Consider the following 18,395-nt stretch of genomic DNA (forward strand, 5'->3'; position numbering starts at 1 on the left):
TAAACCTTCAGTGATCTGCCTGGCCGAGCAACGATTCTTGTTTTGCCATCCCGTGGTGCATGGCCGCTGGCGCTCGCACTGTTTCGGTGCGCCAATTGCCGAATATCAGCGAAAAGGTTAGCCAAGGGATGGCGCGGCTCTTGCTAACCAAACAGCAGACCACTTTTCCCGGAGCTCACCGTGTCGATTCAAGTTGCCCTAAATCACGTTACCATTTATCGCTATGACCGCCTGGTTGCCCTCTCGCCGCAGGTGGTTCGCCTGCGTCCGGCGCCGCATTCGCGTACGCCGATCCTCAGCTATTCGCTGAAAGTCACGCCCGCCGAACACTTCATCAACTGGCAACAAGACCCGCAGGGCAACTATCTGGCGCGGCTGATCTTCCCCGGGAAAACGCGCGAGTTCCGGGTTGAGGTCGATCTGGTGGCCGAAATGTCGGTGATCAATCCCTTCGACTTCTTCCCCGAGCCCTACGCCGAGAAATTCCCGTTCAAGTACGAGGCCGAGCAGCGTGAAGAGTTGCTGCCCTATCTGCACACGCTGCCGCCGAGCAAGCTGGTCAGCGAATTTCTCAAGACCATCCCGAGCGAAGCGATGCCCAGCGTCGATTTCCTGGTCGACATCAACCAGCGCGTGCAGCGCGTCGTCGGCTACGTCATCCGCCTGGAACCCGGCGTGCAAAGCCCGGAGGAAACCCTGGAACTGGGCACCGGCTCGTGCCGCGATTCAGCCTGGCTGCTGGCCCAGGTACTGCGCCATCTTGGCCTGGCCTCACGCTTTGTCTCCGGTTACCTGATCCAGCTGGTGCCGGATGTGAAGTCGCTCGACGGCCCGTCCGGCACCGAGGTCGACTTTACCGACCTGCACGCCTGGTGCGAAGTCTATCTGCCCGGTGCCGGCTGGGTTGGCCTCGACCCGACTTCCGGGCTGTTTGCCGGTGAAGGGCATATCCCGGTGGCCTGTTCGCCGCAACCGTCTTCCGCATCGCCAATCACCGGGTTTACGGAAGAGTGCGTCTGTGAATTCGAGCACAGCATGAGCATTGAACGCGTCTGGGAAGCACCGCGCGTGACCAAGCCCTACACCGAGGAGCAATGGTCGCAGATCGAAACGCTGGGCCATCGCATCGACGCCGATCTGTTCAATGGCGACGTGCGCCTGACCATGGGCGGCGAGCCGACCTTCGTTTCGATCGACGACCCGGATGGCGCCGAATGGAGCACCGAGGCCATGGGGCCGACCAAGCGCATCCTGGCCGCCGAAGTCTTCCATCGTTTACGTGCGAAATACGCGCCGCAGGGCCTGGTGCACTTCGGCCAGGGCAAGTGGTATCCCGGCGAGCAACTGCCGCGCTGGTCGCTCAACTGCTACTGGCGGCGTGACGGGCAACCGGTGTGGAAGAATCCGGCGCTGTGTGCCGATGAAAAACAGAACTATGGCGCCGACGAGGCGCTGGCTGGGCGCTTCCTGCGCGGCCTGGCCGAGCGGCTGGGGCTCGATGGCAAGTACGTTTTCCCGGCTTACGAAGACGCTTTTTACTACCTGTGGCGCGAGCACCGCTTGCCGATCAACGTCGACCCGCACGATGCGCGCCTTGACGATCCGCTCGAACGCGCCCGTCTGGCCTCGATCTTCGGTGAGGGGCTGGAGAAAGTCATCGGCTACGTCCTGCCGGTAATGCGCCATCCGAAGAAGACGGAACTGTGGCAAACCAGCCCGTGGTTCCTGCGCGGCGAACGCTGCTTTCTGGTGCCCGGTGATTCGCCGGTCGGTTTCCGCCTGCCGCTCGATTCGCAGCCCTGGGTGGCCAAGAGCGACTATCCGTACACCCATTCGCCCGATCCGACCCAGACTTTCGAACCGCTGCCGACGCATGCCGACTTGCATGAAAAAATTGCTGAAGGTTCTCCTGCCGCAAGTTTTGTCAATGATCGCCCGCCACAAAGCAAGGAGTCGGCGTCCGAGGTTACGCGCACGGCGATTTCGGTTCAGGCACGCAAAGGCATTCTCTACATTTTCATGCCGCCGACCGATGCGCTGGATGATTACCTCGAACTGGTAGCCGCCGTCGAAGCCACTGCCGACGCGCTGAAATCGCCGGTCCTCCTCGAAGGCTACGAGCCGCCGTCGGACCCGCGCCTGACCAACTTCCGCGTCACCCCCGACCCTGGCGTTATCGAAGTTAACATTCAGCCCTGCGCCAATTGGGACGAGATGGTCGAGCGCACCACGCATCTTTACGAAATGGCCCACCTGTCGCGCCTGACCTCCGAAAAGTTCATGCTCGACGGCCGCCATACCGGCACCGGCGGCGGTAATCACTTCGTTTTCGGCGCGCTCACTGCGCTCGATTCGCCCTTCCTGCGCCGTCCCGACCTGCTGCGCAGCCTGATCAGCTACTGGCACAACCATCCGTCGCTGTCCTACCTCTTCTCCGGCCTGTTCATCGGCCCGACCAGCCAGGCGCCGCGAGTTGACGAGGCACGCAACGATTCGGTCTATGAACTGGAAATTGCCTTCAGCCAGTTTCCAAAACCGTGGGAAGAAGTTGCCCCGTGGCTGATCGATCGCCTGCTGCGCAATCTGCTGATCGACGCCACCGGCAACACGCACCGCGCCGAGTTCTGCATCGACAAGCTCTATTCGCCGGACGGCCCGACCGGTCGCCTCGGCCTGCTGGAAATGCGCGCCTTCGAAATGCCGCCGCACGCGCGCATGTCGCTGGCCCAGCAGTTGTTGCTGCGGGCGCTGATCGCGCACTTCTGGAAGCAGCCCTATGCCCCCGAGAAACTGATGCGCTGGGGCACCGAACTGCACGATCGCTTCATGCTGCCGCATTTCGTCAAACAGGATTTCGACGACGTGATCGACGATCTACGCGGCGCCGGCTATGCCCTGGAAAGCGCGTGGTTCGCCCCGCATTTCGAGTTCCGCTTCCCGATCCACGGCGGCTTTGTCGCCCAAGGCATCGAGTTCGAACTGCGCCATGCCCTCGAACCCTGGCATGTGATGGGCGAAGAGGGCGCTGCCGGCGGCAACGTGCGCTATGTCGATGCCTCGTGTGAGCGTGTGCAGGCCAAGGTAACCGGCATGGCCGGCGATCGTTTTGTGCTCACCTGCAACGGCAAGCCGGTACCGCTGCAGCCGACTGGCAATATTGGCGAGTTTGTCGCCGGCGTGCGCTACCGCGCCTGGCTGCCGCAATCGGCGCTGCATCCGACCATCGGCATCCATGCGCCGCTGACCTTCGACCTGGTCGATACCTGGATGAAACGTTCGCTCGGCGGTTGCCAGTACCACGTCGAGCATCCCGGCGGACGCAATCCCGAGCGTTATCCGGTCAACGCCAACGAGGCCGAAGGGCGGCGTCTGGCACGCTTTTCCGCCGTTGGCCACACGCCGGGGACGATCGAGGTACCGCTCGCGCCAGGCAACGCAAACTTCCCGTTTACGCTAGACTTGCGGCGCTCCTGAAACGTAGGCGCTGGCTAGTGGTCAATCATGGTGAAACGTGCCAAGAAAATTCGTCATTCCGGGCTTGACCCGGAATCTAGAGGTGCACCACTGGATTCCGGGTCAAGCCCGGAATGACGGGGTTACCCATAGATTTCACCATGACTTGCTACTAGTGTAGGTGAAGCCGGAACGCTCACCTCTGCGGTGGATTTTTGATATTTTCACAGTCTCTCAACAACCCCTTTTAGCCATGCCGCGAACCCTGCTTTCAAAGTACCTGAGACCCACCGACCGCTTCGACGAGATGCTCGCCGAAGACGGTGAGTTGCGTCCGTCATGGCAAGCATTTTTTGATCATTTAAGCGCGTCCACGCCCGAGCAGATGCGTCACCGGCTCAACTACGTACGCCGGCGCATCCAGGAAAACGGCGTTACCTACAACGTTTACGCCGACCCGAAAGGGACTGACCGGCCGTGGGAACTCGATCCGCTACCGCTGATCCTCTCGGCCGGCGAGTGGCAGGAGATTTCCAGCGCGATCACCCAGCGCGCGCGCCTGCTCAACGCCGTGTTGGGCGATCTCTATGGCCAGCAGACGCTGCTCAAGGACGGCACGCTGCCCTCGGCACTGGTCTATGGCCATAACGGTTTTCTCTGGCCGTGCCAGGGTATCAAGCCGCCTGGAGACACCTGGCTGCATCTCTATGCCGCCGATCTCGCGCGCTCGCCGGACGGCCGCTGGTGGGTAATTGGCGACCGTACGCAGTCGCCCTCCGGTGCCGGTTACGCGCTGGAAAACCGGATCATCGTTTCGCGTGTTTTCCCCGAACAGTTCCGCGACCTGGGTGTGCAGCATCTGGCGTCCTTTTTCAGTGCGCTGCGCGACAGCCTGGCGCACTGGGCTCCGCAAGTCGGTGTCAGTGCTCACGATGGTGGCCGGGATGCGCCGCTGATCGTGCTGCTGACGCCGGGCCCATACAACGAAACCTATTTCGAACACGCCTATCTGGCGCGCTATCTCGGCTTTCCGCTGGTCGAAGGGCAGGATCTGACGGTGCGCGGCGAGTGCGTCTATCTGAAGACGCTGACCGGGCTCTGTCGCGTGCACGCGATCATGCGCCGGCTCGACGACGACTACAGCGATCCGCTTGAACTGCGCGGCGATTCGGCGCTGGGCGTTCCCGGACTGTTGCAGGCCGTGCGCGCCGGCAACGTGCTGGTGGCCAACGCGCTCGGCAGCGGTCTGCTCGAATCGGCCGCGCTGCCGGGTTTCCTGCCCGGCGCCTGCAAAAAATTGCTCGGCGAAACGCTGGCCATGCCGTCGGTCGGCACCTGGTGGTGTGGCGAGCCGGCGGCGCTTGAGTTCACCATCAAGAATCTCGACCAGTTGGTGATCAAGGCTTCATTTCCGTCGCAACGCATGGATCCGATCTTCGGCAACCAGTTGAATGCAGCACAGCGCGAGGAAATGATTGCCCGCCTGCGTGCCCGGCCGCTGGCCTATGTGGCGCAGGAACTGGTGAATTTTTCGCAGGCGCCGGTGTGGAGTACGACGCACGAACGCAGCCTGTTGCCGCACGGCGTCGGGCTGCGCGTGTATGCCGCCGCCACGCCGAACGGCTACGTCGTGATGCCGGGCGGGTTGACACGTGTTTCGGCGGCCGCCAACGCCCGTCTCATCTCGATGCAACGCGGCGGGTCGAGCAAGGATACCTGGGTGCTCAGCGAGGGCGCCGTGAATTCCTTCAGCCTGCTTAAAAATTCGGTCGGGATCATCGATCTGATACGTAGCGGGAGCAATCTGTCGTCACGGGTAGTCGAAAATCTCTACTGGTTCGGCCGTTACACCGAACGCTGCGACGATGCGGCGCGCCTGTTGCGCATCAGCGTCTCGCGGCTGGTCGACGCCGGCACCGACGCCATGCCGGCGCTGCTTTCCGCTTTCAATATGTGTTATGCGCTCAAGTTGTTGCCCGAAGAAGATGAGGATGAAGCCGGCACAAAAGCTGAGCCGTCAAGCGCTGATGAAATTTCTGTTCGTCGCCCGGAAATTGAAACGTGTTTGCTCTCCGCAATCTGTGACAGCGAGCCGGATGACGGTCTGGCCGGCAACATCCGTCGCCTGCTGTGGGTTGGCGCACAGGTGCGCGAGCGCTTTTCGCTCGACAACTGGCATGCGCTCAACCGCATGCAGCATCAGTTGCAACGCTACAGCGAAGAGCCGCACGAGATCAGCGACGCGCTGGCCTTCCTCGATCAGGTGCTGCTCGCCTCGTCGTCGCTGGCCGGTTTCGCCATGGACAACATGACGCGCGACGATGGCTGGCGTTTCCTGATCATCGGCCGACGCATCGAGCGTCTCATTTTCCTGTCCACGGCCATCAGCCAGTTCCTGCGTCTCGAATCGACGCGCGCCCCGGGCAGCATCGAGTGGCTGCTCGAGCTGGCCGACAGCATCATCACTTATCGCTCGCGTTACATGACCCAGCCCGAACTCCTGCCGGCAATCGACCTGATAGTTTTCGACGAAGGCAATCCGCACGCCGTCTGCTTCCAGCTGCAGGACCTGGTGCAATACATCGGCCGTCGGGCCAATGAGCTTGGCGATGCCAATGACGACTCGCTGCGCCTCGCCTTCAGCGGCCTGCAATCCTTTGATCTGGCGCGTTTCGAAAGCCTTGATTTCAGCCAGTGCCGCAACTGCGACCCCTGTCTGGAACTGGCCGGTCTGCTCGACGCGACAGCCCTCGCCGCCGCCACCCTTTCGGATCGCCTGGCCATGCGCTATTTCACCCATGTCGGCGATGTCAGCCGGCAGACGCTGGCGGCGTGATACAAAGATGAAGTCATGAACGCCCCCGCCGCCCGCTACCACGTAATTCACGAAACCAGCTACAGCTACGAAAGCCCTGTTTCGCTGTCGCGCCAGCTTCTGCATCTGACGCCGCGCGATTGCCCGTGGCAAAGCTGCATCGCGCACCAGATAAGTATCGATCCAGAGCCGACCCTCACACAGTCTCGCGTCGACCACTTTGGCAATTTGGTCAGGCAGTTCGCCATCGAGGCACCGCACAGCCGCCTGCTGGTGCGTGCCGAGAGCACCATCGAGGTCAGGCCGCACTTGCCGGCCGCTGGGCTGGCTGCATCCCTGTCAAATTCTCTGGCAAACTCGCCGCCTTGGGAGGAGGTTCGTGACGCGCTGGTCTACGGCGTCACGCCGGTGCTTCTTGATGCCGAATGCTTCCTGTTTGAATCGCCTTACGTTCGCGTCAAGCATGAGTTTTCTGCCTACGCCGGCCCCTGCTTTACCCCCGGACGCCCGCTGCTTGAAGCCGTCCAGGCCTTGATGAGCCTCATCCATAGCGAATTCGAGTTCGATCCCGAGGCGACCACCGTCGCCACGCCGGTACTCAAGATACTGGAAGACAAACGCGGCGTCTGCCAGGACTTCGCGCACCTGATGCTGTCCTGCCTGCGTTCGCTCGGCCTGGCCGCACGGTACGTCAGCGGCTACCTGCTGACGCAACCGCCGCCGGGGAAACCACGCCTGGTCGGCGCCGATGCCTCGCACGCCTGGATTTCGGTCTATTGCCCGAGCATTGTTGGCGGCATCTGGGTCGATTTCGACCCGACCAACAACCTGCTGCCCGATACCCAGCACATCACCCTGGCCTGGGGCCGCGATTTCGGTGATGTGTCGCCGCTACGCGGCGTGATCCTGGGGGGTGACGAGCACGAACTTGACGTCGCGGTGACGGTGACGCCGTGTGAAAACGAAGTCTCCATTGGCGAAAGTCTTCAACAGACTTGAGCCACCTGTCTCCTTTCCTGCAGGAAGATTCCCATGTTGCTAGACGCTGCTGAATCCCAACTCGTCCTCGTCGATTACCAGATTCGCCTGCTGCCGGCCATTCTTGAAGGCCCCGCCGTGGTGGCTAACGCGGTGCGTCTGGGGCAACTGGCCCGGTTAATGGATGTGCCTGTCTGGGGTACTGAACAAAACCCCTCCAGGCTAGGCGAGAACGTACCCGAGGTAAGGACGCTTTGCCATCAAACGTTGAGCAAGATGCACTTCAGCGGGGTTCCGGATGGCTTGAGTGAATGGCTGCGCCCGCATGCCGAACCGGTGGCGGGCAACCCCCGCACGCCAGCGACCAATACGCCTGAACGGAACACGGTTTTAATCGCTGGTTGCGAAGCCCATGTCTGCCTGTTGCAAACGGCACTGGATTTGCTGGAATGCGGGTTTGACGTCTGGGTGGTGACCGATGCCTGCAGCTCCCGCACCGAAGGTAACCGCGACGCCGCGTTTGATCGCCTGGCGAGTGCCGGAGCTGAGTTGGTGACCACCGAGATGGTGGCCTTTGAGTGGCTGCGCAGTTGTGAGCACATCGCTTTCAAGGCCGCGCAGGCCTTGATAAAGTAAGGCTTGGATTCAGACCCGAAGTGCAACTTTTAAAAACGCCAAACCCGATCTCGACCCGGAAACCTTCAATCAAAGCCATAGCCCGTAGGGTTTGCAAACCTCCCCTTGGCGGCATCCCAGACGTTCTCCGCCGGTTGCAGGTAGGCGACAATCGCCTTGCCGACCTCCGTAGGCAAAGGCAACTCGAGTTGCTGCGCTCCGTGGCCATTGATATACAAACAAAGAGCGCAATGCGGTGGTCATGAGCTTGGCTCGCTTCAGATGCAACCGTGGTGCCTGAAGCTGTACAAATCTCACCAGCCGCTATTCAATCGGCGCCACGGATTTCGTCGGTCTGAACTTCGGCGATGCGGCGATAACGGCCAAATGTGTCTGAAGAACCAATGGCTCCAGTTCCGGCCTGAATCGCCGCTGACCATATCAGTGGCGATCAGATGAAGCAGACGTCCAATTGCCTATCGAAGCCGGGGCGATTCAAATATCATCGTGTTACGAACTCACCGTAGCCCATTCGAGGAAATGTCGTGACGGGAAAAATTGACTTGGCAAAAGGATCACTCGGCACCGTCGAGTCGGTCGTCATGGGAATTGCCGGTACCGCCCCGGCATTCAGCGTCGCCGTCACCACCGCAGCGATTGTAGCGTCGGTTGGCGTGCTTTCGGTTGGCAGTATTTTCTATTGCGGCCTGATCATGTTCGGTATCATGCTGGCGTTCTTCCACCTCAGCAAGATCGCGCCACATGCCGGCGCTGCCTACGCCTGGGTTGGGCACGTCTTTGGCAGTTCCTGGGGTTTTTTTACCGGCTGGGGGCTGCTGGTTGCATCAACCTTCTTCATGGTATCCGCCACCATCCCGGCAGCAACTTCCACCTTGGTCCTGATTTTTCCAGACCGGGTCGAGGATACCGTCTGGGTGACAGCTACCGCGGCCGTCTGGCTGACGCTGGTCACCCTCGTCGTGACCAAAGGCATCAAACACGCGAGCTATACACAGTTGGCCCTGACCGGGATCGAAACCCTGGTAGTGCTCGCCCTGATCATCGCGGCTTTTGTGCAATACGGAGGCCGTCCGGCTCACCCGCCTTCGATTATCTGGTTCTCCCCGTTCTCCTTTACACCCCAACTGTTCGCCACCGGAGCGCTGACAGCCATATTTTTCTATTGGGGCTGGGACGTCACCTTGAATCTCAGCGAGGAAACCAAGGCAGGCGAGATCGACAAGCCGCACCCAGCGAGCCAGGGAGCCTTCTGGGCCATGGTCAATCTGATCCTGTTCTTCGTGATCATGATGATCGTCGTGCTGATCGTCCTGAATGACGAAGAAATTGCACAGGCCAACACTAATGTGCTCTACGCCATTGCCACCAAGTTGTTTCCAACGCCCTGGAATTATCTGGCGGTGCTTTCGACCATCTTGAGTACGGTCGGCACCATCGAAACCCAAATTCTGCAATTTAGTCGCAGCATGTTTGCGATGGCGCGTGACGACATGCTTCACCGGCGTTACGCAATAATTCACCCTGAGTGGCAAACCCCATGGGTGGCGACCGGTGTGATCTGGGGCCTGGGTGTGTTTCTGCTCTTTAGCTCATCGTTCATGCCGTCAGTCAAGAATATACTTGAGAGTTCGATTCTGGCAATCGGATTCCAGATCTGCTTCTACATGAGCCTGGCTGGATTCGCGTGCGCCTGGCACTATCGCGGAAAACTGAAAGACGGTGCCTGCAGCGCATTTTCCTATGTTCTCTGGCCATTGCTTGCTGCGATCTTCATGGTGTTCATTGCGTTGTACAGCATCCCGACGTTTGACACGGTGACCAACATTCTCGGGGTTGGCGGGATTCTGCTCGGCTTTTTGCCACTACTCCTCGGGCGCTCGCGGCGAAGAATCGGTGGGTGAGAATTACTGGCAGACGGGCACTCATGGGTGGACGTGAATCAGCGGATCGTCCAAATTTTTCCCGAACAGCCGAGTATTTGTTGTGACCTCGATTTATTGATTTTCCTTTTTGCTTCCGGCTTGTCCGGCTTAGGATAATCATCCTGGAAAACTCAGTTGGATGTTATGCCAATGTCGCAAGCCCTCATCCCCGGCCCTTCTCCCGCGGGGAGAAGGGTGTAAACCCCCTCTCCCCGCGGGAGAGGGTTGGGGTGAGGGCTAAACACGCGTCAGATCTGGCTTTGCGGTCAGTTTGTCGCGGTCAACTGAGGTTTTCAGGATCATGGTGCCAGCCTGAAAGCCGCGCCAATTGGCTGTCTACAATGATATGCACTGTCGATCCAATGAATACGGCACTCTTCAGGCATATTGGTTGGAGATTGCCTATCCCCTGCCATATCAACTCGTTGGATGGCGCATAGATTGAATAGCACGCGGAAGATGCCGCAGTCGAAACAGAAAGCACCAGTAAAGCAAAGATTGTTTTCATCATTTGACCTTTTGATAGTCCTGCGACGGTTTTCCTGAACGTGTACAAGCGCTTTTATCCTGGCTCAACTTGCCAGCGGCGTACACCTGGTGGCTGTCCGCTCCCGGTCTGCGGCCCTGGAACCTCGTAATTCCCCAGTGACACGCCCCGTAATATCCCGAGGTCACAGCACTCCTCGTCGCGATTAATCTACGCTTGAAGCCAGGTACTGACAGGTATCGCGGCAAGCAAACGGGCATGGCTTTGAAAGTCGCCCCAAATTATTAAAGTCCTGCCCGTTTCCCTCACCCCCGACCCCTCTCCCAGAGGGCGAGGGGAGGTTCGAGAGTCGCTGGCGCGACTTTTACGTAAGTTGCGGAAAAGGAAATGCCTTGATGCCCGAGACGCCTCTCACTTGTGTTCTGTTGGCGGACCGTCACCACGGTCTGACGGAAGGTGTGCGCGGGTTGCTTGAGACGTCGTTCGGAACGGTGGTCATGGTTGCCGACGAGGTTTCGTTGCTTGAGGGCGCGATTCGACTTCGGCCCGAGGTGGCTGTGGTGGATCTGTCGCTGGCTCAGGACGGCAGCTTGGGCTGGTTGCAGACGATCCGGCAGCGCTGTCCAGACCTCAAGGTGATCGTGCTGAGTGTCCACGACGAGGAGAGCGTACGCCGCGCGGTGATGGAAGCCGGCGCCGACGCCTTTGTGCTCAAGCGGGCGATCTCGACCGATCTGTTGAATGCCGTCGATGCCGTCCGTCGCAGTTTGAGCAGCGAAGTTATTAACGACGGGTCTGTTTCCGGGCCGACTTCGCAACGATGAATCACCAGATCATCTCAATATGAAAGGCGACAATAATGAAAACAGCTGAACAGACCCGACTTGACGAGGCTCGGGAGCAGAAGGCCAACTGGAAACAGTGGGGCCCTTACCTCAGTGAGCGTCAATGGGGAACAGTGCGCGAGGACTACAGTGAAGGCGGCGATGCCTGGAATTTCTTCACTCACGACCATGCCCGCTCGCGCGCCTACCGCTGGGGCGAGGACGGGCTGGCCGGAATTTCCGACGACAAGCAGGGGCTTTGCTTCGCGCTGGCCTTGTGGAACGGGAAGGACGCCATCCTCAAGGAGAGGCTTTTCGGCCTCACCAACAGCGAAGGAAACCACGGCGAGGATGTGAAGGAATACTACTTCTACCTCGACAGTACGCCGACCCACTCGTACATGAAGTACCTCTACAAGTACCCGCAGGCGGCCTATCCTTACGCCGACCTGGTGGACACCAACCGGCGCCGCAACCGCAATGACATGGAGTACGAACTCCTCGACACCGGTGTCTTCAATGACGACCGCTATTTCGACGTCTTTGTCGAGTACGCCAAAGATGGCCCGGGAGACATCCTGGTGCAGATCACGGTCGCCAACAGGGGACCGGACGCGGCCGAACTTCATCTCTTGCCGACACTCTGGTTCCGCAACGACTGGGCGCCGTGGATTGCCGAATCCAACCGCGCCGAGAAGAAACCAATGCTCAGGCAGATCGAGGCAGCGGCAGGCACCAGCGCGGTCGCTGCGGCGCACCCGCTGCTCGGCGAATTCATCCTTTCCTGCGAAGGCGAGGTTCCGCTGCTGTTTACCGAGAATGAAACAAACCACGCGCGGCTCTTTCCCGGGCATCACAATGACGGCCCCTACGTCAAGGACGGCATCAACAACTGCGTGGTGCAGGGCAATCAGGACGCCGTGAATCCTGACAAGCAGGGCACCAAAGTCGCGGCAAACTATCGGCTGATGGTCGAGCCCGGGCAGTCGGCCACGGTACGCCTGCGCCTGACCGCTCAGGCAGCGGCCGTTAAGCCGGGCAAAGGCAAAACCGCACCTTCCGGCTTTGGCGCCGAGTTTGACCAGATTCTGGCTGCCCGCTTGCAGGAGGCCGACGACTTCTATCGCTCGGTGACGCCGCCTTCGGTTACGCCGGATGCGGCCAAGGTGATGCGCCAGGCCCTGGCCGGCATGTTGTGGAGCAAGCAGTTCTTCTTCTTCGACGGTGACAACTGGCTCGATGAGCACAACTCCAACCCACTCCATTCAGGATATCGTTATGGCCGGAATTCGGAGTGGTTCCACATGCTGAACCAGGACATCGTCTCGATGCCCGACAAGTGGGAGTACCCCTGGTACGCGGCCTGGGATCTGGCTTTCCACACGCTCCCGCTGTCCATCGTTGACCCCGACTTCGCCAAGGCGCAGATGAAACTGATGCTCAAGGGCACCTACCTGCACCCCAGCGGCCAGATGCCTGCCTATGAGTGGAACTTCAGCGACGTGAATCCCCCGGTCCACGCATTCGCCACGCTCTTCCTGCTGCGCACCGAGCAGGCGCTGCACGGAGCGACGGACGTCGACTTTCTCAGGGAGACATTCAACAAGCTGGTGCTGAATTTCACCTGGTGGGTGAACCGCAAGGACCGCTTCGGCAAGAACGTCTTCGAAGGCGGCTTTCTCGGCCTCGACAACATCAGCGTCTTCGACCGCAGTTCCCCGCTGCCCACCGGCGGGCATCTGGAGCAGGCCGACGGCACGGCGTGGATGGCCCTGTTCAGCCAGAACATGCTGGAACTTGCGGTTGCGCTCGCCGCCCACGACCGCACCTACGAGGACATGGTCGTCAAGTTTGCCGAGCACTTCTACTATATCGCCCTGGCCATGAACAAACCCGGTCAGGACGGCATGTGGGACGAGGAAGACGGCTTCTACTACGACCTGCTGCGGCTGCCGGACGGCAGCGCCACGCGGCTCAAGGTGCGCTCGATGGTCGGGCTGCTGCCCCTGTGCGCCACCACGGTCGTCGAAAAGGCACAACGGGAGTCCATTCCGGGGGCGATGGCCCAGGTAATTGAACGCTTGCGCCGTATCCCCGAGCTTGCGAAGTCCATCCATCCTACCGGCCCGGGTCATTTAGGCGTGGCGGACCGAGGCATCCTGGCCATGGTCAACCCGGAGCGGCTGCGCCGGATACTCACGAAGATGCTCGACGAGAACGAGTTTCTGAGCCCCTACGGCATCCGCTCGCTCTCCAGGTTCCACGAACGGAACCCGTTCGTTTTTCACGTACAGGGCCAGGAGTTCCGGGTGGATTACCTGCCGGCCGAGTCGAACAGCGGCATGTTCGGCGGCAACTCGAACTGGCGCGGGCCGATCTGGCTGCCGGTGAACACGATGATCATCCGGGCGCTGCTGAATTATTATCTGTACTACGGCGACAACTTCAAGATCGAATGTCCCACGGGTTCGGGGAATATGATGAACCTGTTCGCGGTGGCCAAGGAGATCGCCGACCGTCTCGGCCGGATATTCCTTCAGGACGAGAACGGCCGGCGACCGGTCTACGGCGGCACGGAGAAGTTCCAGAACGATCCGCACTGGCGCGACTACATCCTCTTCTATGAATACTTCCATGGCGACAATGGCGCCGGGCTCGGCGCCAGCCATCAGACCGGCTGGACCGGACTGGTGGCCAAGAGCATCCAGCTTTTCGGCATCATGGACGCTGAGCAGGCTCTGGCAGGGGGCAAACTGGCCGCCTTTGCGAAAGGTGCGCCGGGAGCCGGGGGCGGGAAGAAATGAGAACCTGGCCCAGACATCCCGTCATCCTTGAGATCAACACCTGGGTGTGGCTGCGGGAACTGGGTCAGAAATACCTGCAGCCGGTGACTCTCGCTACGGTGCCCAAGCAGGAGTGGGATGCCATCGCCGCCCATGGCTTTGACGCCGTCTGGTTCATGGGGGTGTGGGAGCGCAGTCCGGCCGGGATCGAGATTTCGATGCGTAACCCCGGGTTGCTCGACGATTTCAGGCGAGCCCTGCCGGACTTTGCGGCGCAGGACAATGTCGGATCCCCTTACTGTGTGCGCCGCTACGTCGTCGATGAGCACCTCGGCGGACCGCAGGGGCTGGCCGCCGCACGCAACATGCTTGATATGCGTGGCCTGCGGCTTTTCCTCGACTTCGTTCCCAACCACGTGGCGCCGGATCACCCCTGGGTCGGCACGCATCCGGAATACTTCGTACAAGGAAGCGCCGTCGACGCGCAGAACGATCCGACGTCCTTCATGGCGATACGAAAATCCGTATTTGCCTGCGGCCGCGATCCTTACTTTCCGGCCTGGCCCGATGTGCTGCAGCTCAACGCCTTTCAGCCGGGGCTCCGGCAGGCGGTGTTCGAGACCGTTTCGGATATCGCCGAGCAGTGCGACGGCATCCGCTGCGACATGGCCATGCTGATGCTGAACACCATCTTCGAACGGACTTGGGGTGCGCGTGCCGGCGTCAAGCCGGTCGACGATTACTGGAAGTCGCTGATCCCTGCGATCAAAGGTCGGTATCCTGAATTCAGGTTTGTCGCCGAGGCCTACTGGGATCTTGAGTGGGAACTGCAGCAGCAGGGCTTCGATTACTGCTATGACAAAAAGCTCTATGACCGGATGGAGCACGGGAACGCCGAGAGCGTTCGCTTGCACCTGCTTGCCGATTCTTCGTACCAGGAGAAAATGGTCCGCTTCATCGAGAACCATGATGAACCACGGGCTGCCGTCACCTTCCCGTCGGCAAAAGGGCGAGCCGCCGCCGTGGCGACCCTCACCCTGCCTGGAGCGAAGCTGCTCCATGAGGGGCAGTTCGAGGGCTTGAAGACGAGGCTGCCGGTCTTCCTCGGCCGCCGTTCGAACGAGCCGGTCGATCAGGATCTCGCGGCCTTTTATGCCCGACTACTGAAGGAGACCAACCAGGATGTCATTCGCAATGGCGCATGGCGCCTGTGCGAGCGTAGCGGCTGGCCCGACAACCAGAGTTGCCTGAATATTCTGGCCTGGTGCTGGAGTAAAGGCGACGAGCGCACCCTGGTGATCATTAATTACGGGCAACAAACCGCCCAGGCGTGGGTTCATCTGCCGTGGGATGGCCTGAGCGGAAAAGAGTGGCGGCTCAACGACGTTCTGTCCGGCGAATCCTACGACCGAAGCGGCAGCGAGCTACAGGATGCCGGTCTGTACGTCGACCTGACGCCATGGAAATACCACCTGTTTCAGGTGCGTGCATTGTGAGAATCAATGCAGAAAATCAAGGGAGCAATGGAGTCATTGGTTTCTTGTGGCAATGAGCTGTTCGGCGTCAAACTGGATCAAGCCCGGAATGAGCGCGAAGCCTGGCCTCGGGCCACGGTAAATCAATGTATTAACGTTAAAACAAATGGCTATTTGCATTCTGAGGTTGGAACGTCTACTAGCCAATCCATTCTGCAAAACCTCCGTCATGTGCAAAACATGGTTGGCTACCGCATAATTCCTTATAGCCCGTTCCGTGCACTTCATGGTTGGAAAGCAAAATGGCTAAGGTGGCATTCCAATCAAAATCGACCGTGGGCTACAATGCATGGTTGGCCGCATAACGGCCATCAACGGGCGCTCAGCTGTTCATCATGGAATGCCTGCTTCTGGCCTGAAAGTGGTCATTCAGTGTCGGTGCTTGAGTGGCGACTGCTGACCGGTACGGCCAGTTAGAGATTCGAAAACAAACGCCGAGCAACGGTACGTCCAGCCAAGTTATCAGCAACGCCAGGGGCAGGCCGATTTTGTTGCCAATCAGGTGTTCAAACGACATACTTACGGTAACGCTTCTACTTCGTTTGGAAGAATCATGAAATCCAGTCTGTTTGCTCGAATTACAATCGAAGCCGGTAAATGTGGCGGGCGTCCGTGTATTCGTGGCATGCGCATTCGCGTCACGGATATTTTGGGGCTGCTTAGTGCAGGCGCTTCCCATCAGGAAATTCTTGAAGATTACCCAATCCTTGAGGAAGACGATATTCTGGCGGCGCTCGAATATGCCACAGCCCAAACCGACCATGCCATTCTGATTGCTGCATGACATTATTGGTCGATAACCAACTGCCAGTGGCTCTGGCTCGTTATCTTGCTGCCAATGGTTGGGAATGCGCCCATGTACAGGACATCGGGCTGGATACATCGGAAGACACAATAATCTGGCAGTACGCTAAAGAGCGTGGCATGGCTATTATCACCAAAGACGAAGATTTTCAGGCGCTTGCCAATAGGCAAGGCAGCCTCCCCCCACAAGTTGTCTGGGTTCGTCTAGGCAATTGTCGGAAGGCAGTGTTGCTGGAAGCGTTTTCGAGAATTCTGCCAGAGCTGCGCGACATGTTGGCAGCCGGTGAGACGGTGGTCGAAATTCGATAAGACCGCTGAAGCATTGAGTCGGCTAAAGATACGGGATGTGGGGCACTCTTTCTATGCAAGACTGCATCCGGTTCTTGCAGTTATGCCGGAAATAAAACCCTTCCAGGATGACAGAATGTTGAGTCAATCGGATTCCGGTTTGTGATTAGCTCTGGATTGCGCAATGCAGCGACAGAAAATAGCCCGAAACCAATAACAAGCTTTGCGATGTCCTTCAGGATGTCGAATCCACACACAATTGCCCGCGAACGGAAACCCCGTGAAAACAAGTCTTCGACTCATCGTCCTGATCTGCGGCCTGAGTTTTCTTGGCATCGCCTACGCTGCATCCAATCAAGGCATGCGTTACTTCGAAGGCCAATTGACGATCGAGAAAAGCGGCGCACATAAACAATGCCAGAGCAGTATCGGAAAAGCCAGGGACGTCCAACTTTCCTGGAAGAAAACGGGAAAGGGGCGCGCAACCCGCCTCTCCGGCTGGATGGTGTTTAGCAAAGGCGCTCCAGGCAAGCTTGAGGGCGCCTCACCGTTGAAGATGACGGTTACCGCCAATTATTTCGACCCCCACCTCAATACCGTGACTACGCTTGAACTTGAAGGAGTTGACGGTGCCGAGGGAAAGGTGACTGGCATCCTGCGTGAAACCCCCACCAAACAGGGGCTGGTCGATACCTTGTGTTACTGGGAGGAGGCCAGGCTCACCCTTACCGACAAAACCGCCGAGACAAATGTCGTTGCCAAGCAGCGCGAGCATGCCGCCCGCTACAGGGCCTATGCCCATGAGAGCCTGGGCGACTATTACGATAACGCAAACCAATTCCTCGAAGCCGCCACCGCGCATGATATGGCTATTGCCGAAGTGGATGGCGTTCTGCCCGAGTCGCACGCCTATTTCAAGGGCCTGCTCAATTACACCGCCATCCTCTATTTCAAAACCAGCCACTACGAACAAGCGGCTCAGCGCTTGCAGCGCTTTGTCGACATTACCCAGCGGCAATCAAACATCGGCGCCGAAGATCCGGCGATGTATTACGGCTGGGTCCGTTTGGCGACCTACCTGTATTTCGCCAAACGCACGGACGAAGCCGTTCCGGCCATTGAGCGTGCCGCCCGACTAGAGGATAGCGCACCGAAAATCGATCTGGATAGTCGACTCATGCGCCTTCAGATTCAGGGATTAATCTACGCCGCTGCCGGAATGTTCGACAAGGCCATTACCAGTTGCCAGGAAGGCGTCCGACTCGCTAGCGCCGAAGCCGGCCCGAACGACCTGCGCACCTACAAAGCCCGTTTGCAATTGGCCAATGTATTCCTGTCGATGAAGGATAACGCCCGCTTCGAAACCACCTTCGAGCCACTTCTCAATGAAATCAACACCCGTTTTGGCGAGGCGCACGCACTGGCACGCGAAAACAACGCGGTGCTGGGCACGCATTACTACGGCACGGATGCCATCGCAAAAGCTCGCCCCTGGCTGGAGAAATCGTTTCGCGGCCACCGAACGCTGGTCGATAGCGCCGTTCAGGCCGTGCAGGAAGATGAAAACGCGAAAGTCGTGCTGGCTGCCCTGCTCGATATATACATGCGCCAGGGCATCGTACCGAAGGACTTTTTGGAACGTGTGCAAGCCGGTGAAGCATCGCTGGATGACTTACCCTTTCAGGAATCGATAATCGGAAATCTCGGCCTGCCGCTTCTGGGCACAGGAAAGAAATAATCCATGCGAATCAACCTCAGCACCGTTCCAATACTCATCAACTCCGATGCCATTCCGGGTTCCGGAGCCCATCATTCTGAACAGGAATGGGCTGAACGCCTCGCGATTCTGCGGCCGCGTTTGCCGGCGAAG

Annotated in this window: 12 protein-coding genes; all 12 read left to right on the forward strand. The window is 59.2% G+C overall.

Annotated elements, in window-relative coordinates; translation table 11 throughout:
• Nucleotides 1–180 precede the first annotated feature (180 nt).
• On the forward strand, nt 181–3,474 hold the full coding sequence (locus tag ACOYNV_RS03970) for a DUF2126 domain-containing protein (protein ID WP_422898447.1): 3,294 nt from the start codon (nt 181–183) through the stop codon (nt 3,472–3,474).
• Between the two features lie 232 nt (nt 3,475–3,706).
• Complete coding sequence (locus ACOYNV_RS03975) at nt 3,707–6,289, forward strand: circularly permuted type 2 ATP-grasp protein (RefSeq protein WP_422898448.1); 2,583 nt, start codon at nt 3,707–3,709, stop codon at nt 6,287–6,289.
• A gap of 15 nt (nt 6,290–6,304) precedes the next feature.
• Nucleotides 6,305–7,267, forward strand: a complete 963-nt coding sequence (locus ACOYNV_RS03980; RefSeq protein WP_422898449.1) for a transglutaminase family protein — start codon at nt 6,305–6,307, stop codon at nt 7,265–7,267.
• A gap of 33 nt (nt 7,268–7,300) precedes the next feature.
• Nucleotides 7,301–7,882, forward strand: coding sequence for an isochorismatase family protein (locus tag ACOYNV_RS03985; RefSeq protein ID WP_422898450.1), 582 nt, complete (start codon nt 7,301–7,303; stop codon nt 7,880–7,882).
• 524 nt (nt 7,883–8,406) lie between these two features.
• A complete protein-coding gene (locus ACOYNV_RS03990) occupies nt 8,407–9,783 on the forward strand; it encodes an APC family permease (RefSeq protein ID WP_422898451.1) in 1,377 nt (458 codons plus the stop codon).
• A gap of 903 nt (nt 9,784–10,686) precedes the next feature.
• Nucleotides 10,687–11,115 carry a response regulator gene (locus tag ACOYNV_RS03995; RefSeq protein ID WP_422898452.1) on the forward strand — a complete coding sequence of 143 codons (429 nt, stop codon included), beginning with the start codon at nt 10,687–10,689 and terminating at the stop codon, nt 11,113–11,115.
• 35 nt (nt 11,116–11,150) lie between these two features.
• Nucleotides 11,151–13,919, forward strand: coding sequence for an MGH1-like glycoside hydrolase domain-containing protein (locus ACOYNV_RS04000; protein ID WP_422898453.1), 2,769 nt, complete (start codon nt 11,151–11,153; stop codon nt 13,917–13,919).
• Nucleotides 13,916–15,394, forward strand: coding sequence for a hypothetical protein (locus tag ACOYNV_RS04005; RefSeq protein ID WP_422898454.1), 1,479 nt, complete (start codon nt 13,916–13,918; stop codon nt 15,392–15,394). Before ACOYNV_RS04000 ends, ACOYNV_RS04005 begins: the two co-directional genes overlap by 4 nt.
• Before the next feature lie 6 nt (nt 15,395–15,400).
• On the forward strand, nt 15,401–15,850 hold the full coding sequence (locus ACOYNV_RS04010) for a hypothetical protein (RefSeq protein WP_422898455.1): 450 nt from the start codon (nt 15,401–15,403) through the stop codon (nt 15,848–15,850).
• A gap of 136 nt (nt 15,851–15,986) precedes the next feature.
• The gene (locus tag ACOYNV_RS04015; RefSeq protein WP_422898456.1) at nt 15,987–16,217 is read left to right on the forward strand and encodes a DUF433 domain-containing protein; all 231 of its coding nucleotides are present in this window, start codon (nt 15,987–15,989) and stop codon (nt 16,215–16,217) included.
• Nucleotides 16,214–16,546 carry a DUF5615 family PIN-like protein gene (locus ACOYNV_RS04020; RefSeq protein ID WP_422898457.1) on the forward strand — a complete coding sequence of 111 codons (333 nt, stop codon included), beginning with the start codon at nt 16,214–16,216 and terminating at the stop codon, nt 16,544–16,546. The genes ACOYNV_RS04015 and ACOYNV_RS04020 overlap by 4 nt, the downstream gene beginning before the upstream one ends.
• A 259-nt stretch (nt 16,547–16,805) precedes the next feature.
• The gene (locus ACOYNV_RS04025; protein ID WP_422898458.1) at nt 16,806–18,263 is read left to right on the forward strand and encodes a tetratricopeptide repeat protein; all 1,458 of its coding nucleotides are present in this window, start codon (nt 16,806–16,808) and stop codon (nt 18,261–18,263) included.
• Nucleotides 18,264–18,395: the final 132 nt, after the last annotated feature.

The sequence above is a fragment of the Propionivibrio sp. genome (assembly GCF_049316945.1).
Taxonomy (GTDB): domain Bacteria; phylum Pseudomonadota; class Gammaproteobacteria; order Burkholderiales; family Rhodocyclaceae; genus Propionivibrio.

Excerpts from the sequence above, each read along its gene's own strand:
- ACOYNV_RS04005 (WP_422898454.1), top strand. The coding sequence starts at position 13,916 with ATGAGAACCTGGCCCAGACATCCCGTCATCCTTGAGATCAACACCTGG.
- ACOYNV_RS04020 (WP_422898457.1), top strand. The coding sequence starts at position 16,214 with ATGACATTATTGGTCGATAACCAACTGCCAGTGGCTCTGGCTCGTTAT.
- ACOYNV_RS03985 (WP_422898450.1), top strand. The coding sequence starts at position 7,301 with ATGTTGCTAGACGCTGCTGAATCCCAACTCGTCCTCGTCGATTACCAG.
- ACOYNV_RS04015 (WP_422898456.1), top strand. The coding sequence starts at position 15,987 with ATGAAATCCAGTCTGTTTGCTCGAATTACAATCGAAGCCGGTAAATGT.
- ACOYNV_RS04010 (WP_422898455.1), top strand. The coding sequence starts at position 15,401 with ATGCAGAAAATCAAGGGAGCAATGGAGTCATTGGTTTCTTGTGGCAAT.
- ACOYNV_RS04000 (WP_422898453.1), top strand. The coding sequence starts at position 11,151 with ATGAAAACAGCTGAACAGACCCGACTTGACGAGGCTCGGGAGCAGAAG.
- ACOYNV_RS03980 (WP_422898449.1), top strand. The coding sequence starts at position 6,305 with ATGAACGCCCCCGCCGCCCGCTACCACGTAATTCACGAAACCAGCTAC.
- ACOYNV_RS03975 (WP_422898448.1), top strand. The coding sequence starts at position 3,707 with ATGCCGCGAACCCTGCTTTCAAAGTACCTGAGACCCACCGACCGCTTC.
- ACOYNV_RS03995 (WP_422898452.1), top strand. The coding sequence starts at position 10,687 with ATGCCCGAGACGCCTCTCACTTGTGTTCTGTTGGCGGACCGTCACCAC.